Annotated in this window: 23 protein-coding genes; 9 read left to right on the forward strand and 14 right to left on the reverse strand. The window is 43.3% G+C overall.

Features of this window, described 5'->3' with window-relative positions:
* On the forward strand, positions 1-190 hold a 190-nt coding region (locus tag F6K63_RS24120; RefSeq protein WP_287267144.1), incomplete at its 5' end, for a hypothetical protein.
* 37 nt (positions 191-227) lie between these two features.
* Here the strand turns inward: F6K63_RS24120 and F6K63_RS24125 are convergent.
* The 4 genes from F6K63_RS24125 to F6K63_RS24140 form a co-directional block, all read right to left on the reverse strand.
* Positions 228-359 carry a hypothetical protein gene (locus tag F6K63_RS24125; protein ID WP_287297663.1) on the reverse strand — a complete coding sequence of 44 codons (132 nt, stop codon included), beginning with the start codon at positions 357-359 and terminating at the stop codon, positions 228-230.
* Between the two features lie 16 nt (positions 360-375).
* Complete coding sequence (locus tag F6K63_RS24130) at positions 376-2,289, reverse strand: thiamine pyrophosphate-binding protein (RefSeq protein WP_287313301.1); 1,914 nt, start codon at positions 2,287-2,289, stop codon at positions 376-378.
* 13 nt (positions 2,290-2,302) lie between these two features.
* A complete protein-coding gene (locus F6K63_RS24135) occupies positions 2,303-3,298 on the reverse strand; it encodes an acylneuraminate cytidylyltransferase family protein (protein ID WP_287313302.1) in 996 nt (331 codons plus the stop codon).
* 409 nt (positions 3,299-3,707) lie between these two features.
* The gene (locus F6K63_RS24140) at positions 3,708-3,833 is read right to left on the reverse strand and encodes a hypothetical protein (RefSeq protein ID WP_287313303.1); all 126 of its coding nucleotides are present in this window, start codon (positions 3,831-3,833) and stop codon (positions 3,708-3,710) included.
* Between the two features lie 163 nt (positions 3,834-3,996).
* Here F6K63_RS24140 and F6K63_RS24145 point away from each other — a divergent pair, with 163 nt between their 5' ends.
* The 4 genes from F6K63_RS24145 to F6K63_RS24160 all read left to right on the forward strand — a co-directional run bounded on the left by F6K63_RS24145 (position 3,997) and on the right by F6K63_RS24160 (position 5,617).
* Entirely contained in the window at positions 3,997-4,476 is a 480-nt protein-coding gene (locus F6K63_RS24145) for a methyl-accepting chemotaxis protein (RefSeq protein ID WP_287313304.1), read from the forward strand.
* A 255-nt stretch (positions 4,477-4,731) separates the two neighbouring features.
* Complete coding sequence (locus F6K63_RS24150; protein ID WP_008181902.1) at positions 4,732-4,932, forward strand: hypothetical protein; 201 nt, start codon at positions 4,732-4,734, stop codon at positions 4,930-4,932.
* On the forward strand, positions 4,932-5,126 hold the full coding sequence (locus F6K63_RS24155; protein ID WP_008181903.1) for a hypothetical protein: 195 nt from the start codon (positions 4,932-4,934) through the stop codon (positions 5,124-5,126). Before F6K63_RS24150 ends, F6K63_RS24155 begins: the two co-directional genes overlap by 1 nt.
* A gap of 113 nt (positions 5,127-5,239) precedes the next feature.
* Entirely contained in the window at positions 5,240-5,617 is a 378-nt protein-coding gene (locus F6K63_RS24160) for a hypothetical protein (RefSeq protein WP_287253795.1), read from the forward strand.
* 86 nt (positions 5,618-5,703) lie between these two features.
* On the opposite strand, the gene F6K63_RS24165 is transcribed toward F6K63_RS24160, so the two are convergent.
* Positions 5,704-6,129: a hypothetical protein gene (locus F6K63_RS24165; protein ID WP_008181906.1), complete on the reverse strand. Its 426-nt coding sequence runs from the start codon at positions 6,127-6,129 to the stop codon at positions 5,704-5,706.
* Between the two features lie 151 nt (positions 6,130-6,280).
* Between F6K63_RS24165 and F6K63_RS24170 the strand changes: the two genes are divergently transcribed.
* Positions 6,281-6,421, forward strand: a complete 141-nt coding sequence (locus F6K63_RS24170) for a hypothetical protein (protein WP_154659737.1) — start codon at positions 6,281-6,283, stop codon at positions 6,419-6,421.
* A gap of 6 nt (positions 6,422-6,427) precedes the next feature.
* On the opposite strand, the gene F6K63_RS24175 is transcribed toward F6K63_RS24170, so the two are convergent.
* Entirely contained in the window at positions 6,428-7,021 is a 594-nt protein-coding gene (locus F6K63_RS24175) for a hypothetical protein (RefSeq protein ID WP_044492566.1), read from the reverse strand.
* 184 nt (positions 7,022-7,205) lie between these two features.
* Between F6K63_RS24175 and F6K63_RS24180 the strand changes: the two genes are divergently transcribed.
* The gene (locus F6K63_RS24180; RefSeq protein ID WP_287254541.1) at positions 7,206-7,736 is read left to right on the forward strand and encodes a GNAT family N-acetyltransferase; all 531 of its coding nucleotides are present in this window, start codon (positions 7,206-7,208) and stop codon (positions 7,734-7,736) included.
* 27 nt (positions 7,737-7,763) lie between these two features.
* On the opposite strand, the gene F6K63_RS24185 is transcribed toward F6K63_RS24180, so the two are convergent.
* The 4 genes from F6K63_RS24185 to F6K63_RS24200 form a co-directional block, all read right to left on the reverse strand.
* Entirely contained in the window at positions 7,764-8,978 is a 1,215-nt protein-coding gene (locus tag F6K63_RS24185) for a tetratricopeptide repeat protein (RefSeq protein WP_287267128.1), read from the reverse strand.
* Entirely contained in the window at positions 8,978-10,408 is a 1,431-nt protein-coding gene (locus F6K63_RS24190) for a caspase family protein (RefSeq protein WP_071106196.1), read from the reverse strand. Before F6K63_RS24190 ends, F6K63_RS24185 begins: the two co-directional genes overlap by 1 nt.
* Before the next feature lie 141 nt (positions 10,409-10,549).
* Complete coding sequence (locus F6K63_RS24195) at positions 10,550-11,731, reverse strand: hypothetical protein (protein WP_008181916.1); 1,182 nt, start codon at positions 11,729-11,731, stop codon at positions 10,550-10,552.
* 766 nt (positions 11,732-12,497) lie between these two features.
* Complete coding sequence (locus F6K63_RS24200) at positions 12,498-12,731, reverse strand: hypothetical protein (protein ID WP_287313305.1); 234 nt, start codon at positions 12,729-12,731, stop codon at positions 12,498-12,500.
* Positions 12,732-13,204: 473 nt separating this feature from the next.
* On the opposite strand from F6K63_RS24200, the gene F6K63_RS24205 reads away from it, so the two are divergent.
* Entirely contained in the window at positions 13,205-13,870 is a 666-nt protein-coding gene (locus F6K63_RS24205; protein WP_287313306.1) for a DUF938 domain-containing protein, read from the forward strand.
* A gap of 203 nt (positions 13,871-14,073) precedes the next feature.
* On the opposite strand, the gene F6K63_RS24210 is transcribed toward F6K63_RS24205, so the two are convergent.
* From F6K63_RS24210 to F6K63_RS24225, 4 genes are all read right to left on the reverse strand, one after another.
* Positions 14,074-15,546: an aldehyde dehydrogenase family protein gene (locus F6K63_RS24210; protein WP_287313307.1), complete on the reverse strand. Its 1,473-nt coding sequence runs from the start codon at positions 15,544-15,546 to the stop codon at positions 14,074-14,076.
* Positions 15,547-15,659: 113 nt separating this feature from the next.
* Positions 15,660-16,466 carry an SDR family oxidoreductase gene (locus F6K63_RS24215; RefSeq protein WP_287313308.1) on the reverse strand — a complete coding sequence of 269 codons (807 nt, stop codon included), beginning with the start codon at positions 16,464-16,466 and terminating at the stop codon, positions 15,660-15,662.
* Between the two features lie 15 nt (positions 16,467-16,481).
* Positions 16,482-17,555: an N-acetylneuraminate synthase family protein gene (locus tag F6K63_RS24220; protein ID WP_008188057.1), complete on the reverse strand. Its 1,074-nt coding sequence runs from the start codon at positions 17,553-17,555 to the stop codon at positions 16,482-16,484.
* A 402-nt stretch (positions 17,556-17,957) separates the two neighbouring features.
* On the reverse strand, positions 17,958-18,896 hold the full coding sequence (locus F6K63_RS24225; RefSeq protein WP_287249501.1) for a glycosyltransferase family 2 protein: 939 nt from the start codon (positions 18,894-18,896) through the stop codon (positions 17,958-17,960).
* Positions 18,897-18,898: 2 nt separating this feature from the next.
* Between F6K63_RS24225 and F6K63_RS24230 the strand changes: the two genes are divergently transcribed.
* Positions 18,899-19,102, forward strand: a complete 204-nt coding sequence (locus tag F6K63_RS24230; protein ID WP_287249499.1) for a hypothetical protein — start codon at positions 18,899-18,901, stop codon at positions 19,100-19,102.
* Positions 19,103-19,105: the final 3 nt, after the last annotated feature.

Consider the following 19,105-nt stretch of genomic DNA (forward strand, 5'->3'; position numbering starts at 1 on the left):
CTATCAGCTATCAGCTATCAGCTATCAGCTATCAGCTATCAGCTATCAGCTATCAGCTATCAGCTATCAGCTATCAGCTATCAGCTATCAGCTATCAGCTATCAGCTATCAGCTATCAGCTATCAGCATACTTTCAATTCTGATTAATCTCGAACTATTAGGTGATACCCGTGGCAAATTCAATTCTTAATGGGTCAAGCGCACCTTTAAATTCTCCCGTTCAAGGTTTATTTTAAGTAAGCGATTCGCGTAGCGTGAGCTTTTAGCTGACGGCTGACGGCTGACGGCTGTTCGCGCAGCGTGCGCGTAGCGCATATGCTTACCTTGCCTCTTGCCTTGGCTTGAGGGAGTATATTCACAACTTAAATAAAAATGCTACATCATAGTTTTATTAATCTCAAATGCTAAGCTTTCAGCATCCAGCCCATGAGCACGAAGCACTTCCTGATTTTGACCGCATTTCGGAATATCAAATACTCCAAATTGCCTGACCTGTATTTGCCCAGACAATCCTAATTCTGCCAACCCACTTACAATCCGATCCCCCTGTCCTCCTATTACATAATGGTTATCCAGGGTAAACACCCAGGAGTAACCTTGGAGGATTTGTTCCAACCAGTCTAAATCCACAAAATTTAGCCAAGGCAAATTGACTACTTTTAGGGTGATACCGTGATTCTGAGCCAATAACTGGGCAGCTTGATAGGCTTGTGGCAGCAGCACGGGACCGTAACCAAATAAAATAGCGTCTTGCCCCTCAGTTAAGGCAATCCCCTGACCCAACTCCAACTGATAATCCTCTGGCAATTGATAGGGAATCTGACAGGGGATCGAGACTAGCCTGATATAGCAACTACTGATAGTTCGATGCAAACAGTAGTCTAGAGCTAGGGATACTTCTGCTTCATTAGCTGGTTCAATCATCACCATATTCGGTATCGCTCCTAGGGCAGAAATATCCCTTACCGATTGGTGAGAATGACCAGGACCACCGGGTAGCAACCCAGCTAGGGAGCCAACATAAATAATCTTAGTCCGTTCGGTAGCATTATTATAGATTTGCTCATTGGGTCTGGTGGATAGGAAACAAGCAAAGGAATGCACGATGGGCAGTAACCCTTTCAGTGCCATCCCCCCGGCCTGGGATACCATATCTTGTTCGGCAATGCCACACTCAAAGAACCGTTTCGGGAACTTGTCTTTAAAGGGAATCAACCCACAATCGAGCATTAAATCGGCATCTAGTACTACCAGGTCTTGATTCCGTTCTGCTTGGGTAACCAAAGCTTTGGAATAGGCACTAACCAGTCGTTGCGCCCCATTAGCTACAGCAGGTTTGGCATAGGATAGCATCTCCAATGCTAAGGGGGATGCTCCAACTTGTTCCAATTGGGTATTGGCAGCAGCAATTAGTTCTGCGACTCCGGTCGTGTAGGCTTCATCATCCGGTGCCCCACTATGGAAGTGATATAAGTTGTCTTCTGGTCTGATGGCCGTGTGTTCCATAAAGGAGATTCCTTTGCCCTTAATGGTGTCAGCAATCAGGATTTTGGGCTGATTAGTGACTGCTTTCAATTTTGCGATCGCATTCCCTAAAGCCTTGACATCATTACCATCACAGCGCTCAACATACCAGCCATAGGCCGCAAACTTCCGTTCCAAGTCCCCCAAGTCACTCACTTGGGACACCCAAGTATCGGACTGGATTTTATTATGATCCACAATCACAGTCATCTCATGGAATCCCAGATTTGCTGCTGGTTGGAGAGACTCCCAAAACTGACCCTCCTGCAACTCCCCATCCCCAGTTAAGATATAAACGTTTCCCTCTCGACCCATCAGCCGATTTGCGCTAATCATCCCCTTAGCCTTAGAAACCCCCATTCCCAAGGAACCAGTATTCGTTTCCAAGAACGGAATCGAAATATCTGGATGGCCAGGAAGTCCATCTAGCCGCCTCAAGCTATGGATACGCTCAAACTCCAGCAAACCATGGCCAATCAAAACCGAGTAAAAACCCGGTACATCGTGACCCTTAGAGGAAAAATAAATATCCCGTGGTTGATTAGAGTTAGTTTTCCTAACCCGTAATTCATTTAAAAACAGCCAACAAACAATATCTAAACTACTAAAACTACTACCAATATGCCCTGAACCCGCCTGTTTTATCATATATAAAGTATTGATTCGACAGTAGGTAGCAAAAAGCTCAGTATGAGTTTCGGGAGTAATGTCTAAATCCTTCAGGCGTTCAAACTCCCGAAAGGGCACTAAAGATAGATTTGTCATTTAATAAATATAACTAAATTGGTTTTTGACAGACGAGAGGTAAGTGAGCGTCTCCCTGTTCTATTAAATAGTTCACATACCACCAATCTTTCAAGTCATTAATATCTAATCCCTCATGATCATGGGTAATAAATGGCATAATCACCTTTCCAGCAATTGTATACTCTTCCAGCACTACTCTTGACCAAGCAATTTCTAAGCTAGCATTTTGCACATAGACCTCTGGCAAGGCCTGATAGGGAGTACTATGCCAGGGGGTATGGGGGGTTGAAGGTTGGGGGGTTGAAGGTTGGGGGGTTGAAGGTTGGGGGGTTGAAGGTTGGGGGGTTGAAGGTTGTTCGCGTAGCGTGGCCTTTTGGCCAAGGTTGGCTGGTTGGGTGGTTAGCTGGTTGAAGGTTGTTCGCGTAGCGTGGCCTTTTGGCCAAGGTTGTTGGCCTTTGGGGTTCGAGAAGGGTAGGTTGGGGGGTTGGAGGTTATGGTTAACCTGACAATTGCCTAATTCAAAAGTGTTCTGCTCAAGCAACGGTTTCATCAGGCTGCCGTTGAGTACCCACATTTTCCCAGGATGCTGCTGGCATTTCTCTACTGCCCGTAAGGAGTCTACTTGATTAGCTTGAGCCAAAAAACCCTGCCAAGCTCGTTGAATGGTCTGGGGTTGGCGACAAGGACTGGTTGGTCGCAGGATGCTGAAGCAATCAAATTCTCGCCCAAGATCACTCAAACGCCTCAGGGTGTAATCAATCCACTCAATATCTGGTGATTTGTCAGTAGCATACTCTGGCGGACGCAAAAATGGTACCTCAGCGTTATAGTAACGAGCAATTTCCGCCACCTCCTCTGAGTCAGTGGAAACAATCACTGCTGAGAACACTTGGCTTTGGGTTGCAGCAGCAATAGTATAAGCAATTAACGGATGCCCTTTCAAACGACGAATATTTTTACCAGGTACTCGTTTGGAACCAGCCCGGGCTGGAATTAGGGCAACTACTGTCGGAGTTTTAGAATCCACCAATTTTCTTGATCTTAGACAATAATCTTGCTGGCAAATTTTTGATCACCACTTTATAGTTTACAGAAATAGGGAATAGGTAAGCTATCAGCTATCAGCTATCAGCTATCAGCTATCAGCTATCAGTTATCAGCTATCAGTTATAGCAATCCTAAACGAGGTTTATTTTCAGCTGACGGCTGACAGCTGACGGCTGACAGCTAACAGTAGTCGGGAGTAGAACGGGCATCTTGCCCGTTACAATTTTACGAGTAATTTTTGGTTTTATAATAACTCACCATTGCAGTTAATTAGCTATTAGTAATTGCTAGGAGTTAAGACTTGTCAGTATTGACAAGTATAGTGTATAATTATATATGGTTAAATCAATTACTTTAAGTACAAATTACTGGGTTTTAGTAAGTAGGGATTAGGGAGTAATAATTGCTCCTTGCCACCGTGAATTAAATCCCACAGACAGGATTTCCTTAATAAGGAAATAAACTTGTTCGCGTAGCGTGACTTTTTGGCTAAGGGAAATCATCTGGTAAATCATAAGTAGTAAAAAACCGTTCTAATAGAGCAATGGTAAAAATTAACATTCACAGCGTGTAATCGCAAATCACACTATAAAAATAACACCATAAACAGAATCTACACTAGTTTAATCAGAATTATAGCGGTGATACTACTTAGGATTTACACAGATTTTTTATCCTATGCCCTATTCCCTGTTACCTAAAATCCAAAACGTACTTCAACCAATTGATAACTGCGATCGTAAACATTCTATTGCAGCAAAGCAAATGACAAACTCAGACCAGTTTGATACCCGTTTCAACCTTTTACTAACTGCCTTCGAGCGGATCACCCAACAGATTGAACAGCTCGGTCAAAGAACCGATTCTAATGCTCGTGCCATCGAGCAGACCAACCAACAGATTGAACGGATCAGCCAACAGATGGAACAGCTCGGTCACAGGATTGATTCTAATGCTCGTGCCATTGAAGCTCTAACCAATACTGTCCATGAGTTCAAACGAGATCGCGCTCAAGCATACTCTTTGATGGCAGATTTAGCTCAAAATCAATCCCGAATGTATGGGATGATGGCCAACTTAGATGAGCGACAGGAACAACTCTCCCAGCGACAAGGTGAGATTGTAGAAATTCTGAAGTTATTGACTCAATCTAATTAGGGTTTAGAACCACTAGCGTGAGCATTTAGCTATCAGTGATCAGCTATCAGCTCTCAGCTATCAGCTCTCAGCTATCAGCTCTCAGCTCTCAGCTCTCAGTGATCAGTTTGACCCAGCAGTGGTGGGTTACGGGCAGCAACTTAACCCTGGCTACGAGGCGAAACATGAAGGCTCCCCTGAAGCACCACTAGCAGCTGACCGCTGACCGCTGACTGCTTATAGCTATTGAGAAAACACTAAACACTATTGCAGCAAATGACAAACTCAGACCAGTTTGATACCCGTTTCAATCTTTTACTAACTGCGATCGAGCAGATTAGCCAACAAATTGAACAGCTTCGTCAAAGAACCGATTCTAATGCTCGTGCCATTGAAGCTTTAACCGATACTGTCAATGAGTTCAAACGCGTTCGCGTAGCGTGGCCAAAGGCCATCGCTCTCAACTGTATTCTGTAATGGCTAATTTAGCACAATCTCAGTCTAATTTATTTCAATCTCAGGCTAATTTAGCGGACAGTCAATCCCGAATGTATGGCATTATGGAAAATTTAGATGAGCGACAGGAACAACTTTCTCAGGGACAGGAACAACTGTCTAACCGACAGGGGGAGATTGTAGAAATTCTGAAATTATTGACTCAATCTAATTAGGGTTTATAACCACTAGCGTAAGCTATCAGCTTAAGCGCTACGCGCACGCGATCGCGTTCAGCTGATAGCTTACAGATCTTGATAAAACACTACACACTATTGCAGCAAAGTAAATGACAAACTCAGACCAGTTTGATACCCGTTTCAACCTTTTATTTACTGCCATTGAGCGCATCGACCAACAGATTGAACAGCTCGGTCACAGAATTGAACAGCTTCGTCAAAGAACCGATTCCAATGCTCGTGCTATCGAAGCTCTAACCGATACTGTTAATGAGTTCAAACGGGATCGCGCTCGACTGTATTCTGTGATGGCCGATTTAGCAAACTCTCAGTCTAATTTAGCTCAAAGTCAATCCCGAATGTATGGCCTAATGGAGAACTTAGATGAGCGACAAGAACAACTTTCCCAGCGACAGGAACAACTGTCTAACCGACAGGGTGAGATTGTAGAAATTCTGAAATTATTGACTAAATCTCAACCAGCTTAAATCTAAGCTATCAGCCCTCAGCTATCAGCGGTCAGCTGAGGGCTGATAGCTGAATGCTTAAGCAAAAGGGGCAAGGGAGATTTATATCAATTGTTTTGGTTCCCTTCTAGTAAACTATCCAGCTTATTTTCAATGGTGTTAAGTTTCCTGAGAATAGTGGGACGGTCATCATCGATAGCTATTAACATCCGAGTCAATCCTTCCTCAACTCTGGTAACTCTATTGACAACCTCTTCCATGGTCTGAATTCTCTCTCCATGGTCATTGGCAATAGCTTCTACAGAACGAGCTAATGACTGCACCACTGCTTCAACCTCTTCCATGGTCTGAATTCTCTGTTGATGATCATTAGTAAGAGCTTCTACAGAACGAGCTAATGACTCCACCACTGCTTCAACATTTTCAATGGTATGAATTCTCTGTTGATGGTCATTAGCAAGAGCTAGTACAGAACGGGCTAATGACTCCACCACTGCTTCAATCCGGTCTAATCTATCGTTGTTATTACTCACTGCTATAGCATTTATAAATAGCTTATGAACACCAATACTAATTTAGTATAGCATTTCGATTTAGTATAGCATTTCCTGTAGTAATTTAATAAAAATATTACCGCTTTTTACATTACCCAAAATCCCTTTATACTCGATTAATTATTGCCTGTTGGGTGCATCTCACTTTTGCCTAATTTCAAAACTGAGATGCACCGGTACCTACTCCCTACTCCCTACTCCCTACTCCCTACTCCCTACTCCCTTTCCTAATACCTTACTCACAAATCAGTTTTTTATTACTGATGAGTAATTGAGGCTAAACCTTTTGTTTAGATGGGGAAGGTTTCAGCTTACGTTTGATGGTTGAAGCTAAGCCGAGAATGGCAAGGGTAAAGATACTTATACTATGAGTGGGTTCAGGGACAATCACCGGTTTCGCAGAAAAACTAATCGGCAACTCGCTATCTTCTGGTCCAAAATTTTCAAAACCAGTGATAAATGGCGGTGCTGAAAAAATTTCAAAAAAACTAGGGGGCTGCAAAAAACTAGCGAAAAAGACATTAACAAAGTTTCCAGCTGAGGTGGAAAACCCAAAGCCGTCAGTTGTTAACTGATTACCATCAATACTAATTAAATTGTCAACCTCGAAAGGTTCGTTTCCCGGTGTAGAAGTACCAGTAGGTTGCAAACCAGTAATTGTTTCGGTGTTGCGGGTGCCAGTAATTTCAGAAATCAGGAAAAAACCCAAATCATCAGGAGTATCATTAGTAGTGAAAGTACCACTGGCTTCGATACCAGGAGCAGAATAACTCCAGTTCCAATTTAAAGCTGAAGCTGCCTGGGGTGCCACCAAAACCAATCCAGAGGTAGCAATCAGGAGTGTGCCAGATAGCAGAGTTAGATTTTTCATAGAAACCTTGGGTTGATCAAAACTGTAATTTAGACTAAACATTGAATAATATAGCGTTTCTCTCAGTTATGAGGTACGCTTTTCAACTTCAAAGTCCCCCTTAATAAGGGGGATTTAGGGGGATCAAGTTGTACCTTATGGGATATAGAATTAAATAATAACTCAATACATGAAGCCGCACAACATGATTATCCGAGATGCAGAAATAAGGGATCGTGAGAGCGTGCGCTCCTTACATATGTCAGCCTTTCCTACCGGGGAGGGTGATCTTGTGGCATCTCTCGCTGATGACCTCATATCCAATATTACCGAGCCATGTACCTTATCATTGGTAGCAGTCGATGACAATAAAATAATTGGAAACGTTGCATATAGTCCTGTATTTATTTCCGAAAAACAAGATTTTCATGGCTATATTCTGGCACCACTCGCTGTTAAGCCAGAATGCCAAGGTAATGGTATCGGGAGTGAACTAATTGATGCTGGTATTAAGAGATTGCGTAGTATGAATGTGAATATTGTCTTCGTGTATGGTGATCCTAGGTATTATCAACGATTTGGCTTTAAGGCAGAGTTGGCAACACATTTCATTCCTCCATATCCATTGCAGTGGCCTTTTGGTTGGCAGGCGCTCCTACTTCGCGAGATAGAGAAGTCAGGTGCTGCTGTGAATATCAAATGCGTAAAATCTTTAAACAATCCTAAACTATGGTGATAGGTTGCTAGGATTGCAATAACACTTTCAATTATGTTTTAAAACCATAGTATTATCGTTAGTTTTAGGGATGGATTTGCTGCCAAATTGTACCAAATACTCTTCCCATACTCCCCTGAGCCGCATAGTCCTAGATTCCTGGCATAAAAAGATTTGAAAGATTTGGTTGATTTTCATAAAGGGGTTTTGACAAGCGGATTTGGTATTAGATCTTCCCAATAGATCTTCCAAGTTAAGGGAAATAATGCGAGTTGTAGGATGTTCCTCTCCCAACTGTTTGACAGCAATCTTTCGAGCCTGCTGGTACAGGGGTTCCGCTTCCAAGTACTGTCCCTGACTTTCGTACAGTACTGCCAGGTTGTTGAGGATTTCTGCCACATCTGGGTGTTCTTGGCCCAGGAGGCGTTTCCTCAGGTCTAAAGCTTGCAGGTAAAGGAGTTCCGCTTTTTGGTATCGCCTCTGACTATAGTACAGTAAAGCCAGGTTTTGGAGGGTGCTTGCCACATCTCGGTGTTGTTGACCCAGCAGACGTTTCATCAAGTCTAAGGCTTGCAGGTAAAGGGGTTCCGCTTTTTGGTATCGCCCCTGCTTCCAGTACAAATAAGCCAGGTTGTTGAGGCTGATGGCCACATCAGGGTGTTCTTCACCCAAGCGCTCTCTAACCGTTGATAAGCATTGCTCATACCAAGGCCATGCTTGTTCGTAAGCGCCTTGACCATGGTAAAACCAGGCTAAGCCAACAAAAGGACAGATTAAATCTTCGTTATTTAAGTAATCCTTTTGGTTAGTGACAACTTCCACCAGGTGAGGGATAGCAGGGGTAATTGCTAGAATGTCTGACTGAGTTGGGGTCTCAGGAATATTCTTTGCTATTGTTACTATCGCTGAACAAAAGCCCTGTTTGAGGATTTCAATATCAGCTAATTGTTCCCCCTTGATACTCAAAAAGTCTCTAATCCGTTCCTGAAGTTGGTAGGTATTATCATCCAACTTCTGTAGTAAATACTTTTGAACTAAGATATCCCGATTAACGACCAAATCAAAGTCTAAGCTAGCAGCTCTAGCAGCCTTTGAAACTAATGACCAGGGAATAGGAGCTAAAGCAAATAAACTCAAGAGACCAGCCATGGTTTGAGCTGAAGACTCTAAGGAATCCCAATTGAGTTCCAGCACAACATCTGTACCAGAGTCACCTTCTTGAGATTGCTTCTGCTCTAGGAGCAATAAAATTTCTTCTAGCATCATGTACTCCCTGGCTTTGAGAACAGCCCTGCCAACGTATATAAAGCTAAAGGTTCAAAGTGAACTTTTTTACAGAGTGTTTTGGCAAACTCTAGCTCTTGTTGATCAAACTCTTGCCTTAACAAGTTTGCTAATAACTCTAGAGCCTCATTTTCTGGTAATCCCCCCAGAGAAAGTGATGGATAGGTTAACTGTGAGCTACGTGTGGTGATTAATACCCTGAATCGAGAACCCATGGGCGGTAAGTAGTCTTTGATTTGCTCGATGTTAGTGACATTATCGAAAACTAATAAAACCTTACCTGGTTGCCAGCTACGCCAGCAATAAGCTAGTTGGCTAGCAATGCTGAAATTTTCAGGAATATTAAAACCAGGAAATTCATTCACAATTGCAAATTCCGAGAGCTGGGTGACGATATCCACTCCCTTGAAATACAACCAACAACATCCACCGGGATAATCTTCTAATTTGTACCAAGAGTATTGAATTGCTAGTTCTGTTTTCCCTACTCCCCCCTTACCTGTGCGATCAGTAATCGCCACAATAGTATTGTCTTGCAATAGCTGATGTAACTTTTCCAGTGGCTGGTGTCTATCCACAAACTTACAGGCTTGAGTACTGGGTATATTGTGGGAAATTTCAAAGGGATTAGGATGATAATCCTCCCGATCACCATCCCAACTGCGCCGATAAAAATAGGTTGGTAGTTGTTGTTTATTTAAACTAGCAAATTGTTGTTTAACGTGCTTAGCAACTGCTGGCATATCTGGCAGCCAGTCATGGTGCGCCAACGCTTCTCTTACTGCTTGGGAAAAGTATCCCATTTTTTCTGAGGAGTTAACTTTGGCTGTCTCCCCTTCTCTAGTAGCTAGTAAGACAAACTGTTGACTGTCTTTCCTAGGTTGACCACTAGGAAACTGTTTCCCTCCCAAATTGGTTGGTCGCCCTTTTGACTCTAAAACATAATTAGCACAAGCATCGACTATACAAATATGATGTGGAATTTTAAAGGCATCTGAACCTAAAAGCAGTAACAGGGAATTAAAATCTAGATTCTGCCAATTATTTTTACTAGCATCAGCACAAAGTAGCCTGCGATTCCGCTCCGAAGTAATTAAACCATGACCAGCCCAAAACATAAACAGTAAATCTCCGTTTTTTTGGGACAGGTCATTGGTAATGATATCAACTAGATTATGCTCCGTTGCTGGCTTTGACGTTATCTCAAATTCCTTAACCAGTTCACTATTTTCAGTTAAAGGAGACAAACAGAGCTTGATATTATCTGTTGGCACTGCTTGTGATAACAACCAATCAGCAAACTTGATGGCATCATGAACGGGACCATTAACATTCCAGTTTGTTGCTTGATAGTTCTCGATACCGACAATCAACCCATAGGTTTTTTCTGGCCTAGCATTAATGGTCATGGAGTGCATCTCACTTTTATAAATGTCCCGTAGGGTGCGTTAGGGGCGGACTTGCCATGATTTTTTGCGTAGCCAGGGTTGTGATAGCCCGCCCCGTAACGCACCACCGGTTCAAACAGCAAATATGAGATGAACCCATAGTCATGGTAATCGCGGGATAATTGCTTTCCAGGTAGCTGGGTTTGTCCAATAAGCACTATGAGCTTGGGGAAACGGTTGTTTACTATCCACCAAAACATCCTGCACTTTATTAGGGAATAGAGTAGCGCCAATGTAACTAAGGAAATCGCGTGAATCATAAATATTCAACCACTCCGGAAAAAAGTCGGGCAGAGGCTGACCAAATTCTAGGCTATATAAGCCATTAATTTCGTATAAAAAGGGAGCTTGAGAACCAACTGTAATTAATAATGTCACCTGTGCCATTGGTTCAGTTACCAGTAAATCAACACAAGCAATCCCTCCTAAACTATGGGCTAATATAACAACTGGTGGTTCAGCATCTTCTATAGTTTTTTGGATAAAATCACGTATTTTATGACCCCGACTTTGATAGAGTATAATATCACCAGGTGTAGGAGTATTTGCTTCAGTAATTGCACCCCTCTTACTCCTCACCCAAGCTGTCGCTGGACCCGCCAATAAGGAAAGTGGTTTCTGGATCCAGTCACCCAATCCCAAGTCTTCCTCCTTACCCAAAGCATTACTGAGTGATTTCACGAGTTGATCACGCAATTCCGGATCAGGAAGGATGAAGCCATGGTGGTGCTGCTGAGAGTCAAAAATTGCCTGAGCAACAATTGCTCTTGCGATAGTATCATAACAGTCACTATCTGAATCAGAGACTTGGTTTAATACTTCTTGATAAACAGCACTGCGAGTAACATGGCGTCGTGCCTGATCAAACACCTCTGCTATGCCCGCTGCTTGTAATTTTTCTTGCAATTCTCCAGTAGGAATCAAATCCAGCAACCGGTCATGTAATTGATCACCCGGTTGTTCTCCAAAGGGATTACTATCACCACCAGTCCTAGGTTTAAACGACAACAATCCCAACTCATAAAGGGGATTGCGATATAACTCCTGCCAAAGAATAATAGTTTGATCCTCTTCTTCTCCCTGATCCAGAGCTAAGGTAGCATCATACAAGGGTATCGATGCCCCTTCAGCATTGAGCTTACTCCCAAATTGCTCACCCCAAAAGCAAGGAACAACGGTAATATCTGGACGTTGTTTTGTGACAAAACCCTCAACTATCTTAAAGGTTTGCTCATAGGCAGCTTGCCTAACCCCTGTGCCATGGACAAATACGAGAGTTGTCATAGTTGAGAAGATAGTTGATCAATATCTATATATTTTACTGTGAGCGGTCAGCGGTCAGCGGTCAGGGGTCAGCGGTCAGGGGTCAGCCGTGAGCTTTTAGCTCACGCTACTTGAGGTGCCGTCAGCTTATTTTATTCAAAAGCTGTTCGGTGTAGCTTGGCCAAATGCCCAAAGCTGATAGCTGATAGCTGTTCGCGTAGCGTGCGCGTAGCGCTTAAGCTGATAACTGACCGCTGACCGCTGATAACTGACCGCTGATCTAGCTTTTATAAATGAGATGTAAACGTAGTAAGTCTTTTTTTATTGTCCAACAAAACTCCGAATCTCTTTGCCATATTGAATTTTGTGTATTGCATTTTGCCTTGTTTTGTAACAATTTTGTTTACAACCTAAATATAAATTTTATACATACTAAAAAAAAATTCGGTCAAGTTTTGGTTAACCGCAATTCTTGACCGAATTATATTGTGTAAGCCATCATAAGTACAGCTTAACTGCACTTAAATGTAAATCACTGTCTTGATGCAGTCGCTCATGGGGGGAACCCCCAAGACCGCGCTGCATCGCTACTAATCAACGAATACATTATTATCGAGTTATTGTGCAACTCCTCGAAAGCAACAACATCCCAACTCAGTTTACGTCATACCCCTCCACAAAATAACCTCCACAATTCCTGGCCGCCAGGGCGGCAAACCCTGTCTTGATGCAGTCGCTCATGGGGGAAACCCCCAAGACCGCGCTGCATCGCTGGCAAAACCCTATCCTAGTCTAGGTACAAATATCGAATCAAGGTGGTCATAACCTCACCAGGATTTTCCGTAGGCTCCGGAGTGCTCCACTCCTCGGGATAGGCATATTTAAGGCCATAAATAGCATAAATAGTATGCCGAACTTGTTTAGGAGAACCAATCAAGATGTGCTTGACTTTTTTCCCTTTGCGACCTTGATTGTCAGGGTTTTGATTGTCATCGGAGTTGGGGTTAATGTTTTGATTCATGACCAGTGATTAGTGTAAATGGTTTACACTATCAATATATTAATTTATTAATATATTGTCAAGGGGTTTAGGAATTTTTTTTTATTACGAAATATCAAGATTGTAGAGAGGATAAATAGTATGGTAAGTGTGGTAATAATCAGATAAAAATTATTTGTATTTTATTCATTTTTTTTGATAAAATAAATTCTATGATGATCATTTATGTAGGGTGCGTTAGGTACGGGTTTGCCCTGATTTTATCCGTAGTCAGTGTTGGAAAATTTCGTACCGTAACGCACCACTTACTATATTTTTTTAAAGCTTGTCAACTGATGTTTATAGCGGGTTTTATTCTAATGAGGTACACAGGATTTTTTCCCTCTTGCCTGCTCCGAAGTCCCTGCTCCCTGCTCCCTACCGAATTGTAAACCGCTGTATGGGATGATATTAATAGCTTTGTGGAATGAACATCTTACTGTGGAATGGGCATCTTGCCCGTTACAATAGATTATCAATATCGGGGAGAAGAATTAGTGGATAGCAGAAAATATGCCCCAGCAACCCAGCGCAATCGGGAACCCATTTTAAACGTACTTTTAGAGATATTACCAGCCACTGGCACAATTTTAGAAATTGCTAGCGGTACCGGAGAACACGCTATTTATTTTGCACAACAGTTAAACCCTAGAAAATGGATTCCTTCGGATATCGATGCTTCCCTCCGTGAAAGTATCATCGCCTGGGCTAAAGATTACCCTAGCGACAACCTCCATCAACCCCTTGATATTGATGTCAGTCAGCCAGTTTGGAAGGTAGAAACGGAAATACTATCAGAAATACCAGATATTGTAGCGATGGTGAACATTAATATGATTCACATTTCACCATGGTCTACTTGTTTAGGATTAATGGCAGGTGCTGGTCGTATCCTTTCATCAGGAGATATTCTATATTTATACGGTCCCTACAAACAAGGTCATAAACACACTGCACTTTCCAATGCTGATTTTGACTCCTATTTACGAGAACAAAACCCAGAATGGGGAGTACGTAATTTAGAAGATGTTGTAGAGGTTGCCAGTAATCATAATCTCATCCTTGAAAAAACTTATCAAATGCCAGCTAATAATCTTTCAGTAGTTTTTAAACATACCTAAGGAAATAAAATTAATCCTATGGTGGGCAGTGCGTAATATAAATTTCCAAGCCTGTAGTAGCTTTGATAAGCACTGCCCACCAACAGTAAATAAAATGAATCGTAGGGTGGGCAGTGTATAAAACCAATTTCAAAGGTTTCCATCGCTATGATACTTACTGCCCACCCTACATCAACTACTCCCTACTCCCTACTCCCTAATGATCAAAATTGCTCAGGATCGATATTAATATAGATATCCTTCAACTCAGAATAGACATCCAACGCTTCTGTGCCTGGTTCACGGGTACCATTACCGGATTGCTTTAGTCCACCAAAGGGCATATGGGGTTCACTGCCATAGGTACCGGCATTCACTACAGCTACTCCAGTTTGGACTTTCTCACAAAACCTTACTGCACGGTGGATGTTGCGAGTGTGAATCGAAGCAGTTAAGCCATAGGGGGAATCGTTAGCAAGAGCAAGAGCTTCCTTAAAGTCTTTGACCCGGTAGAGACTAGCAATCGGACCAAATAATTCACATTGAGAAATTTCGGCGTGGGGGTCTACATTCTCTAGCAGGGTCGGAGCCATATAGAAACCAGTAGCATGGTCAGGGTCTGTTAAGCGATCGCCTCCCACCAGCACCGTTGCTCCTGCTTCTTGTGCCTGTTTCACCGCTGCAATCATGTTAGTCAACTGTTGCTCATTAATCACAGGACCCAGGTCATCCTGGTCAGTGGAACCTAATTTTAATTCCTTAGTTTTCTCCAGTAATTGGTCACGGAATTGTTCATAAATGCTATCAAAGACAATGATTCGACTAGCAGAAGCACAACGTTGACCGGCATTACTGAACACTGAGAGTAAGGTCCACTTGACGGCATTGTTCAAATCCGCATCATCACACACGACCAAGGGATTCTTACCCCCCAATTCCAGGGATACCCTGCCAAAGCGCTCCCCAGCTACCCGTTGCACAATTCGTCCTACTTCTGTGGAGCCGGTAAAGCTAACCACAGCGACATCATTATGAGCAACTAAGGGAGCACCTGCTTCTTCACCATATCCCTGAATAATATTGAGGACACCAGGGGGTAACCCAGCCTCTTGAGCAATTTGTCCAACTATCCAAGCCGTGGCGGGAGTGTCTTCTGCTACTTTTAATACCGCGCTATTGCCACAAACCAGGGCTGGAAAGACTTTCCAGGCTACATTAGCAATGGGAGTATTAGCGGCAATAATTAATCCAGCGACTCCCAGAGGTTGACGCACAGTCATGGCATATTTATTAACCACACCGCTGGTAGTGGTGCGACCATACAACCGTTGTCCTTCACTAGCGTAGAATAATCCTAATGCGATCGCACCGCCAGTTTCTCCATAAGCTGAACTATAGGACTTACCGGTTTCTGCTGCTACTATCTTGGCAATCTCCTCCTGACGGGCTTTCATACCCAGGACAATCTCGTGTAAGATAGCTCCCCGTTGTACCGGGGGAGTATCAGCCCAAGCCGGTTGAGCCTGTTTAGCTGACCTTACCGCTTGCTCAATATCTGCTGCTCTTGAGCGAGCCACCTGACATAGCACTTGACCATTAGTGGGGTCTAGCTTCTCAAACCATTCTCCTGCCACTGCTGCTACTTGTTGACCATCAATCCAGTTCAAGACTTGGCTCGGTAAATAGTCTTGTGCCATTATTTTTTCCCCCTTGGAAGTGTCTCATGGTGAGTCATGATACCAATAGAAGTTCAAACAATAGCAATCAAGATAGGGAATAGGGAATAGGGAATAGGGAGTAGGAGTCTAATCTACCAAACTGTAAAACCACCATCAACTCTGAGTTCGATACCTGTGACATAGGCAGAGGCATCGGATGCCAGAAACACTAATGGGCCAAGTAAATCATCAAACTCTGCCATCCGTCCTAGAGGAACGCGATCGCAAAATTGACCTTTGAATTCCTCATCTTGTCCACCCAATACTCCTCCCGGAGAAAGGGCATTAACCCGGATGCCAAAGGGTCCCCAGTGGGTAGCAAAGTACCGGGTTAAATTCACCAGTGCTGCCTTGGATGCCCCATAGGCAGGGGGTTTTAAAAAAGGAGGGTCGCACTCCAGATGCTCATAAAACCGGGCATCGGGAGATACGCTCCCATACAAGGAACCGATATTAATGATTGAACCTCGTCTAGCTTCCACCATCGGGCTACCGAAGACTTGAGTCACCTGGAATGCTCCCAAGACATTCACCTCAAACACATTGCGGCAAATCTCTAGGGGTATCTCTTCCAAGCTGTAGGTTTTCACTGGACCAGGAGGTTGGTCAATCCCAGCATTGTTGACAATCACAGCAGGAATGCCAATGTCGGTCAGGATGCGATCGCGGATTGCGATGATGGCAGTGCGATCGCATATATCACCCCGCTCCAAAAACAAACGAGTCTTGGGATAATGCCGTTGAAGTAGCTCAAAAGACCTTGGCACCTGAGCCAATGGTAGGTCTATCCCCACAACCGTTGCGCCAGCATCCAGTAATGCCCGACTCCACACCGGTCCAAGTTTACCTAAGACTCCAGTAACAATAGCGATTTTGCCAGAGAGGTCAAAATAGTTCACGAAGCCAACAACACCCTACAAAGCAACCTTTTCAACATTTTCCACCAACCCAGCCAACATAATCGACTCATCCACCCTTAGGGGTTTGGTTAAGACTTTACCAATCACATGGTCCAATTCATAAGGGGGTAAACCATCCCCTGGGGATTTCATCGCGATATCCTCTGCCCTTAAAACATGTCCTACAGGTAAATTATCCCCAGCAACCAGTTTTTTACCCATCTTCAAGTAAGCAGGACGTTCATTTAGGTGTACTTTCTTCACCCCATCCCCAAAAGCTTGGCGAGTGCGTCTGAGGTCTCTTACCATCTTGCGCAACCCTGTCGGTTCTAACGAGAAAGCATGGTCTGTTCCTTTCATCGCCCGGTTCAGGGTAAAGTGTTTCTCAATCACACGAGCCCCAAGAACATAAGCCGCCACTGCCATGGCGATACCGTTGTCATGGCTAGATAGACCAATCACAATATCACTGAACAGTTCCCGATAGGTCTCGATCACCTTCAGGTCAAGTTCTTCAAAGTCCGCTGGATAGCTTGCCGTACATTGGAGGATACACAGCTGGGGGTTAATCGGCATGATCGCATCATAAACCCGTTGCACATCCTCTAAAGTAGCTGCACCCGTGCTAACGATCATCGGCTTTTGGAATTGGGCAACATGTTTAATTAGGGGCAAGCTCTTAAGGTCTCCAGAAGCGATCTTATAAGCTGGCATATCCAACTCACCCAAAAAGTCCGCACTCGGAATATCAAAAGCAGTAGAGAAAAACGTAATCCCTACTTCTTCAGCATACTTTTTCAATTCCTGATATTCGTAAGCACCAAATTCTAGAAACTCCCGATGCTCACCGTAGGTCAAACCAAAACTATTTTCATGGTCATAAGGTCTGTCAAAAGCAGCTTTCGTGTAAAGGGCACGATTGTCTCGTTTTTGTAGTTTTACAGCATTCGCTCCGCATTCCTTAGCAATCCGGAACATTTCTTTACACTTTTCCAAGCTGCCTTGATGGTTATTCCCAATTTCAGCAATCACAAAGCAATCGCTATCGTCATGAATTTCAAAGCCATTAATAGTCAGTCTTCGAGACATTTTACACTCCTACAACCAATAAATTCCTATCGGTTTTTCACCACTGACCAATGGTTTACCATTAATTAGCTGAGATTTCAATACTTATTTGTCTTTTTGTCAGCATTCAGCCGTCAGCGGTCAGCGGTCAGCCGTCAGCGGTCAGCCTTTAGCTGATAGCTGATAGCTAATAACTTATAGCTGATAGCTAATAACTTATAGCTGATAGCTAATAACTTATAGCGTTTCTCCCAGTTATGAGGTACGCTTGTCAACCTCAAAGTCCCCCTTATTAAGGGGGATTTAGGGGGATCAAGTTGTACCTTATGGGATATAGAATTGCTATATAGCTAATAACTTATAGCTGATAGCTGATAGCTGATAGCTGATAGCTGATAGCTGATAGCTGATAGCTGATAGCTTTTACGATAACGGCTCGACTTCAAATGATCTCGGTCGTAAATATCCTGGACAATGTTGAATTAAGTGATAACTTTTACGTTGGGTAGTCATCGGATCGGTGATACTAATATACCGACTGGTCATGATGTTGTGCCAATCCCGAGGGATGAGATTCCAGAAGATCGGTTGGTCTGAATTGTAGTGTTGATCAAACCCGATCCCTTTACGAAACAATGCCCAAAGATACTTTTTCAGTTGCCATAACCAACCTGCTTTAGCATACTTTGAGTACCGTTCCGCATAAAGGGCTTTATAGTGCTTTTGCCTCTCCATCATTTGGGCATATTCTGGAGAATTAGGATCCGAACTCCAATTCCGGTAATGATGAATAGCAATTTTTTTAGTATAAACGATATCATTCCCTGAATATAAAACTTTCGTGGTCAAATCCGGATCAATCCCATAATCTCGAAATACTTCACAGAATCCACCCACCTGTTTTAATACGGAAGTTCTCAGCACACCTTGGTTAACATTTAATACACCAATTACTGAGACACCACCAATGTAGGGAGCACTCACGAAGGGACCTTGTTTATCCCTTACTTTCAGGGCTACCATCGCGATCTTCGGCTTATCCTCAAGTATTTTTACCGCCGTATCCAGACCCTGATTCACAATGACATTATCATCACTTACCCAACACACATAGGGAGTATCTACCAGTCTGAACACATCATTATAGGCTTTAGCTTGACCAAGCTTTTCTCCCACCAAAATCGGAATCACCTGTGGATTTGAGGATGCGATCGCATTTAAATACTCAATAGTGCCATCATCAGACCCCGCATCAGTTACATAAATTTTCGTAGGGGTTGATGTTTGTTCAAGAATACTAGTAATACATTGCTTCAGAAGACTCAATCGATTATAGGTACCAACAACAACAGAAAGTTTCATGGTTGCTTCACTCCTCACCTTCACTCCTAAAAATTAACGTAAGCATTCAGCTATCAGCATTCAGCTATCAGCATTCAGCTATCAGCATATGCGCTACCCGCACGCTACGCGAACAGCAGTCAGCGGTCAGCGGTCAGTGGTCAGTGGTCAGCCGTAGCACAGGCCACAAGCGTGATGTAGCCCATAAGCTAATAGCTATTAGCTGATAC

Source organism: Moorena sp. SIO1G6 (assembly GCF_010672795.1).
GTDB classification, from domain to species: domain Bacteria; phylum Cyanobacteriota; class Cyanobacteriia; order Cyanobacteriales; family Coleofasciculaceae; genus Moorena; species Moorena producens.

Excerpts from the sequence above, each read along its gene's own strand:
- F6K63_RS24130 (WP_287313301.1), bottom strand. The coding sequence starts at position 2,289 with ATGACAAATCTATCTTTAGTGCCCTTTCGGGAGTTTGAACGCCTGAAG.
- F6K63_RS24140 (WP_287313303.1), bottom strand. The coding sequence starts at position 3,833 with ATGATTTACCAGATGATTTCCCTTAGCCAAAAAGTCACGCTACGCGAA.
- F6K63_RS24145 (WP_287313304.1), top strand. The coding sequence starts at position 3,997 with ATGCCCTATTCCCTGTTACCTAAAATCCAAAACGTACTTCAACCAATT.
- F6K63_RS24150 (WP_008181902.1), top strand. The coding sequence starts at position 4,732 with ATGACAAACTCAGACCAGTTTGATACCCGTTTCAATCTTTTACTAACT.
- F6K63_RS24155 (WP_008181903.1), top strand. The coding sequence starts at position 4,932 with ATGGCTAATTTAGCACAATCTCAGTCTAATTTATTTCAATCTCAGGCT.
- F6K63_RS24160 (WP_287253795.1), top strand. The coding sequence starts at position 5,240 with ATGACAAACTCAGACCAGTTTGATACCCGTTTCAACCTTTTATTTACT.
- F6K63_RS24175 (WP_044492566.1), bottom strand. The coding sequence starts at position 7,021 with ATGAAAAATCTAACTCTGCTATCTGGCACACTCCTGATTGCTACCTCT.
- F6K63_RS24180 (WP_287254541.1), top strand. The coding sequence starts at position 7,206 with ATGATTATCCGAGATGCAGAAATAAGGGATCGTGAGAGCGTGCGCTCC.
- F6K63_RS24185 (WP_287267128.1), bottom strand. The coding sequence starts at position 8,978 with ATGCTAGAAGAAATTTTATTGCTCCTAGAGCAGAAGCAATCTCAAGAA.
- F6K63_RS24190 (WP_071106196.1), bottom strand. The coding sequence starts at position 10,408 with ATGACCATTAATGCTAGGCCAGAAAAAACCTATGGGTTGATTGTCGGT.
- F6K63_RS24195 (WP_008181916.1), bottom strand. The coding sequence starts at position 11,731 with ATGACAACTCTCGTATTTGTCCATGGCACAGGGGTTAGGCAAGCTGCC.
- F6K63_RS24200 (WP_287313305.1), bottom strand. The coding sequence starts at position 12,731 with ATGAATCAAAACATTAACCCCAACTCCGATGACAATCAAAACCCTGAC.
- F6K63_RS24210 (WP_287313307.1), bottom strand. The coding sequence starts at position 15,546 with ATGGCACAAGACTATTTACCGAGCCAAGTCTTGAACTGGATTGATGGT.
- F6K63_RS24220 (WP_008188057.1), bottom strand. The coding sequence starts at position 17,555 with ATGTCTCGAAGACTGACTATTAATGGCTTTGAAATTCATGACGATAGC.
- F6K63_RS24225 (WP_287249501.1), bottom strand. The coding sequence starts at position 18,896 with ATGAAACTTTCTGTTGTTGTTGGTACCTATAATCGATTGAGTCTTCTG.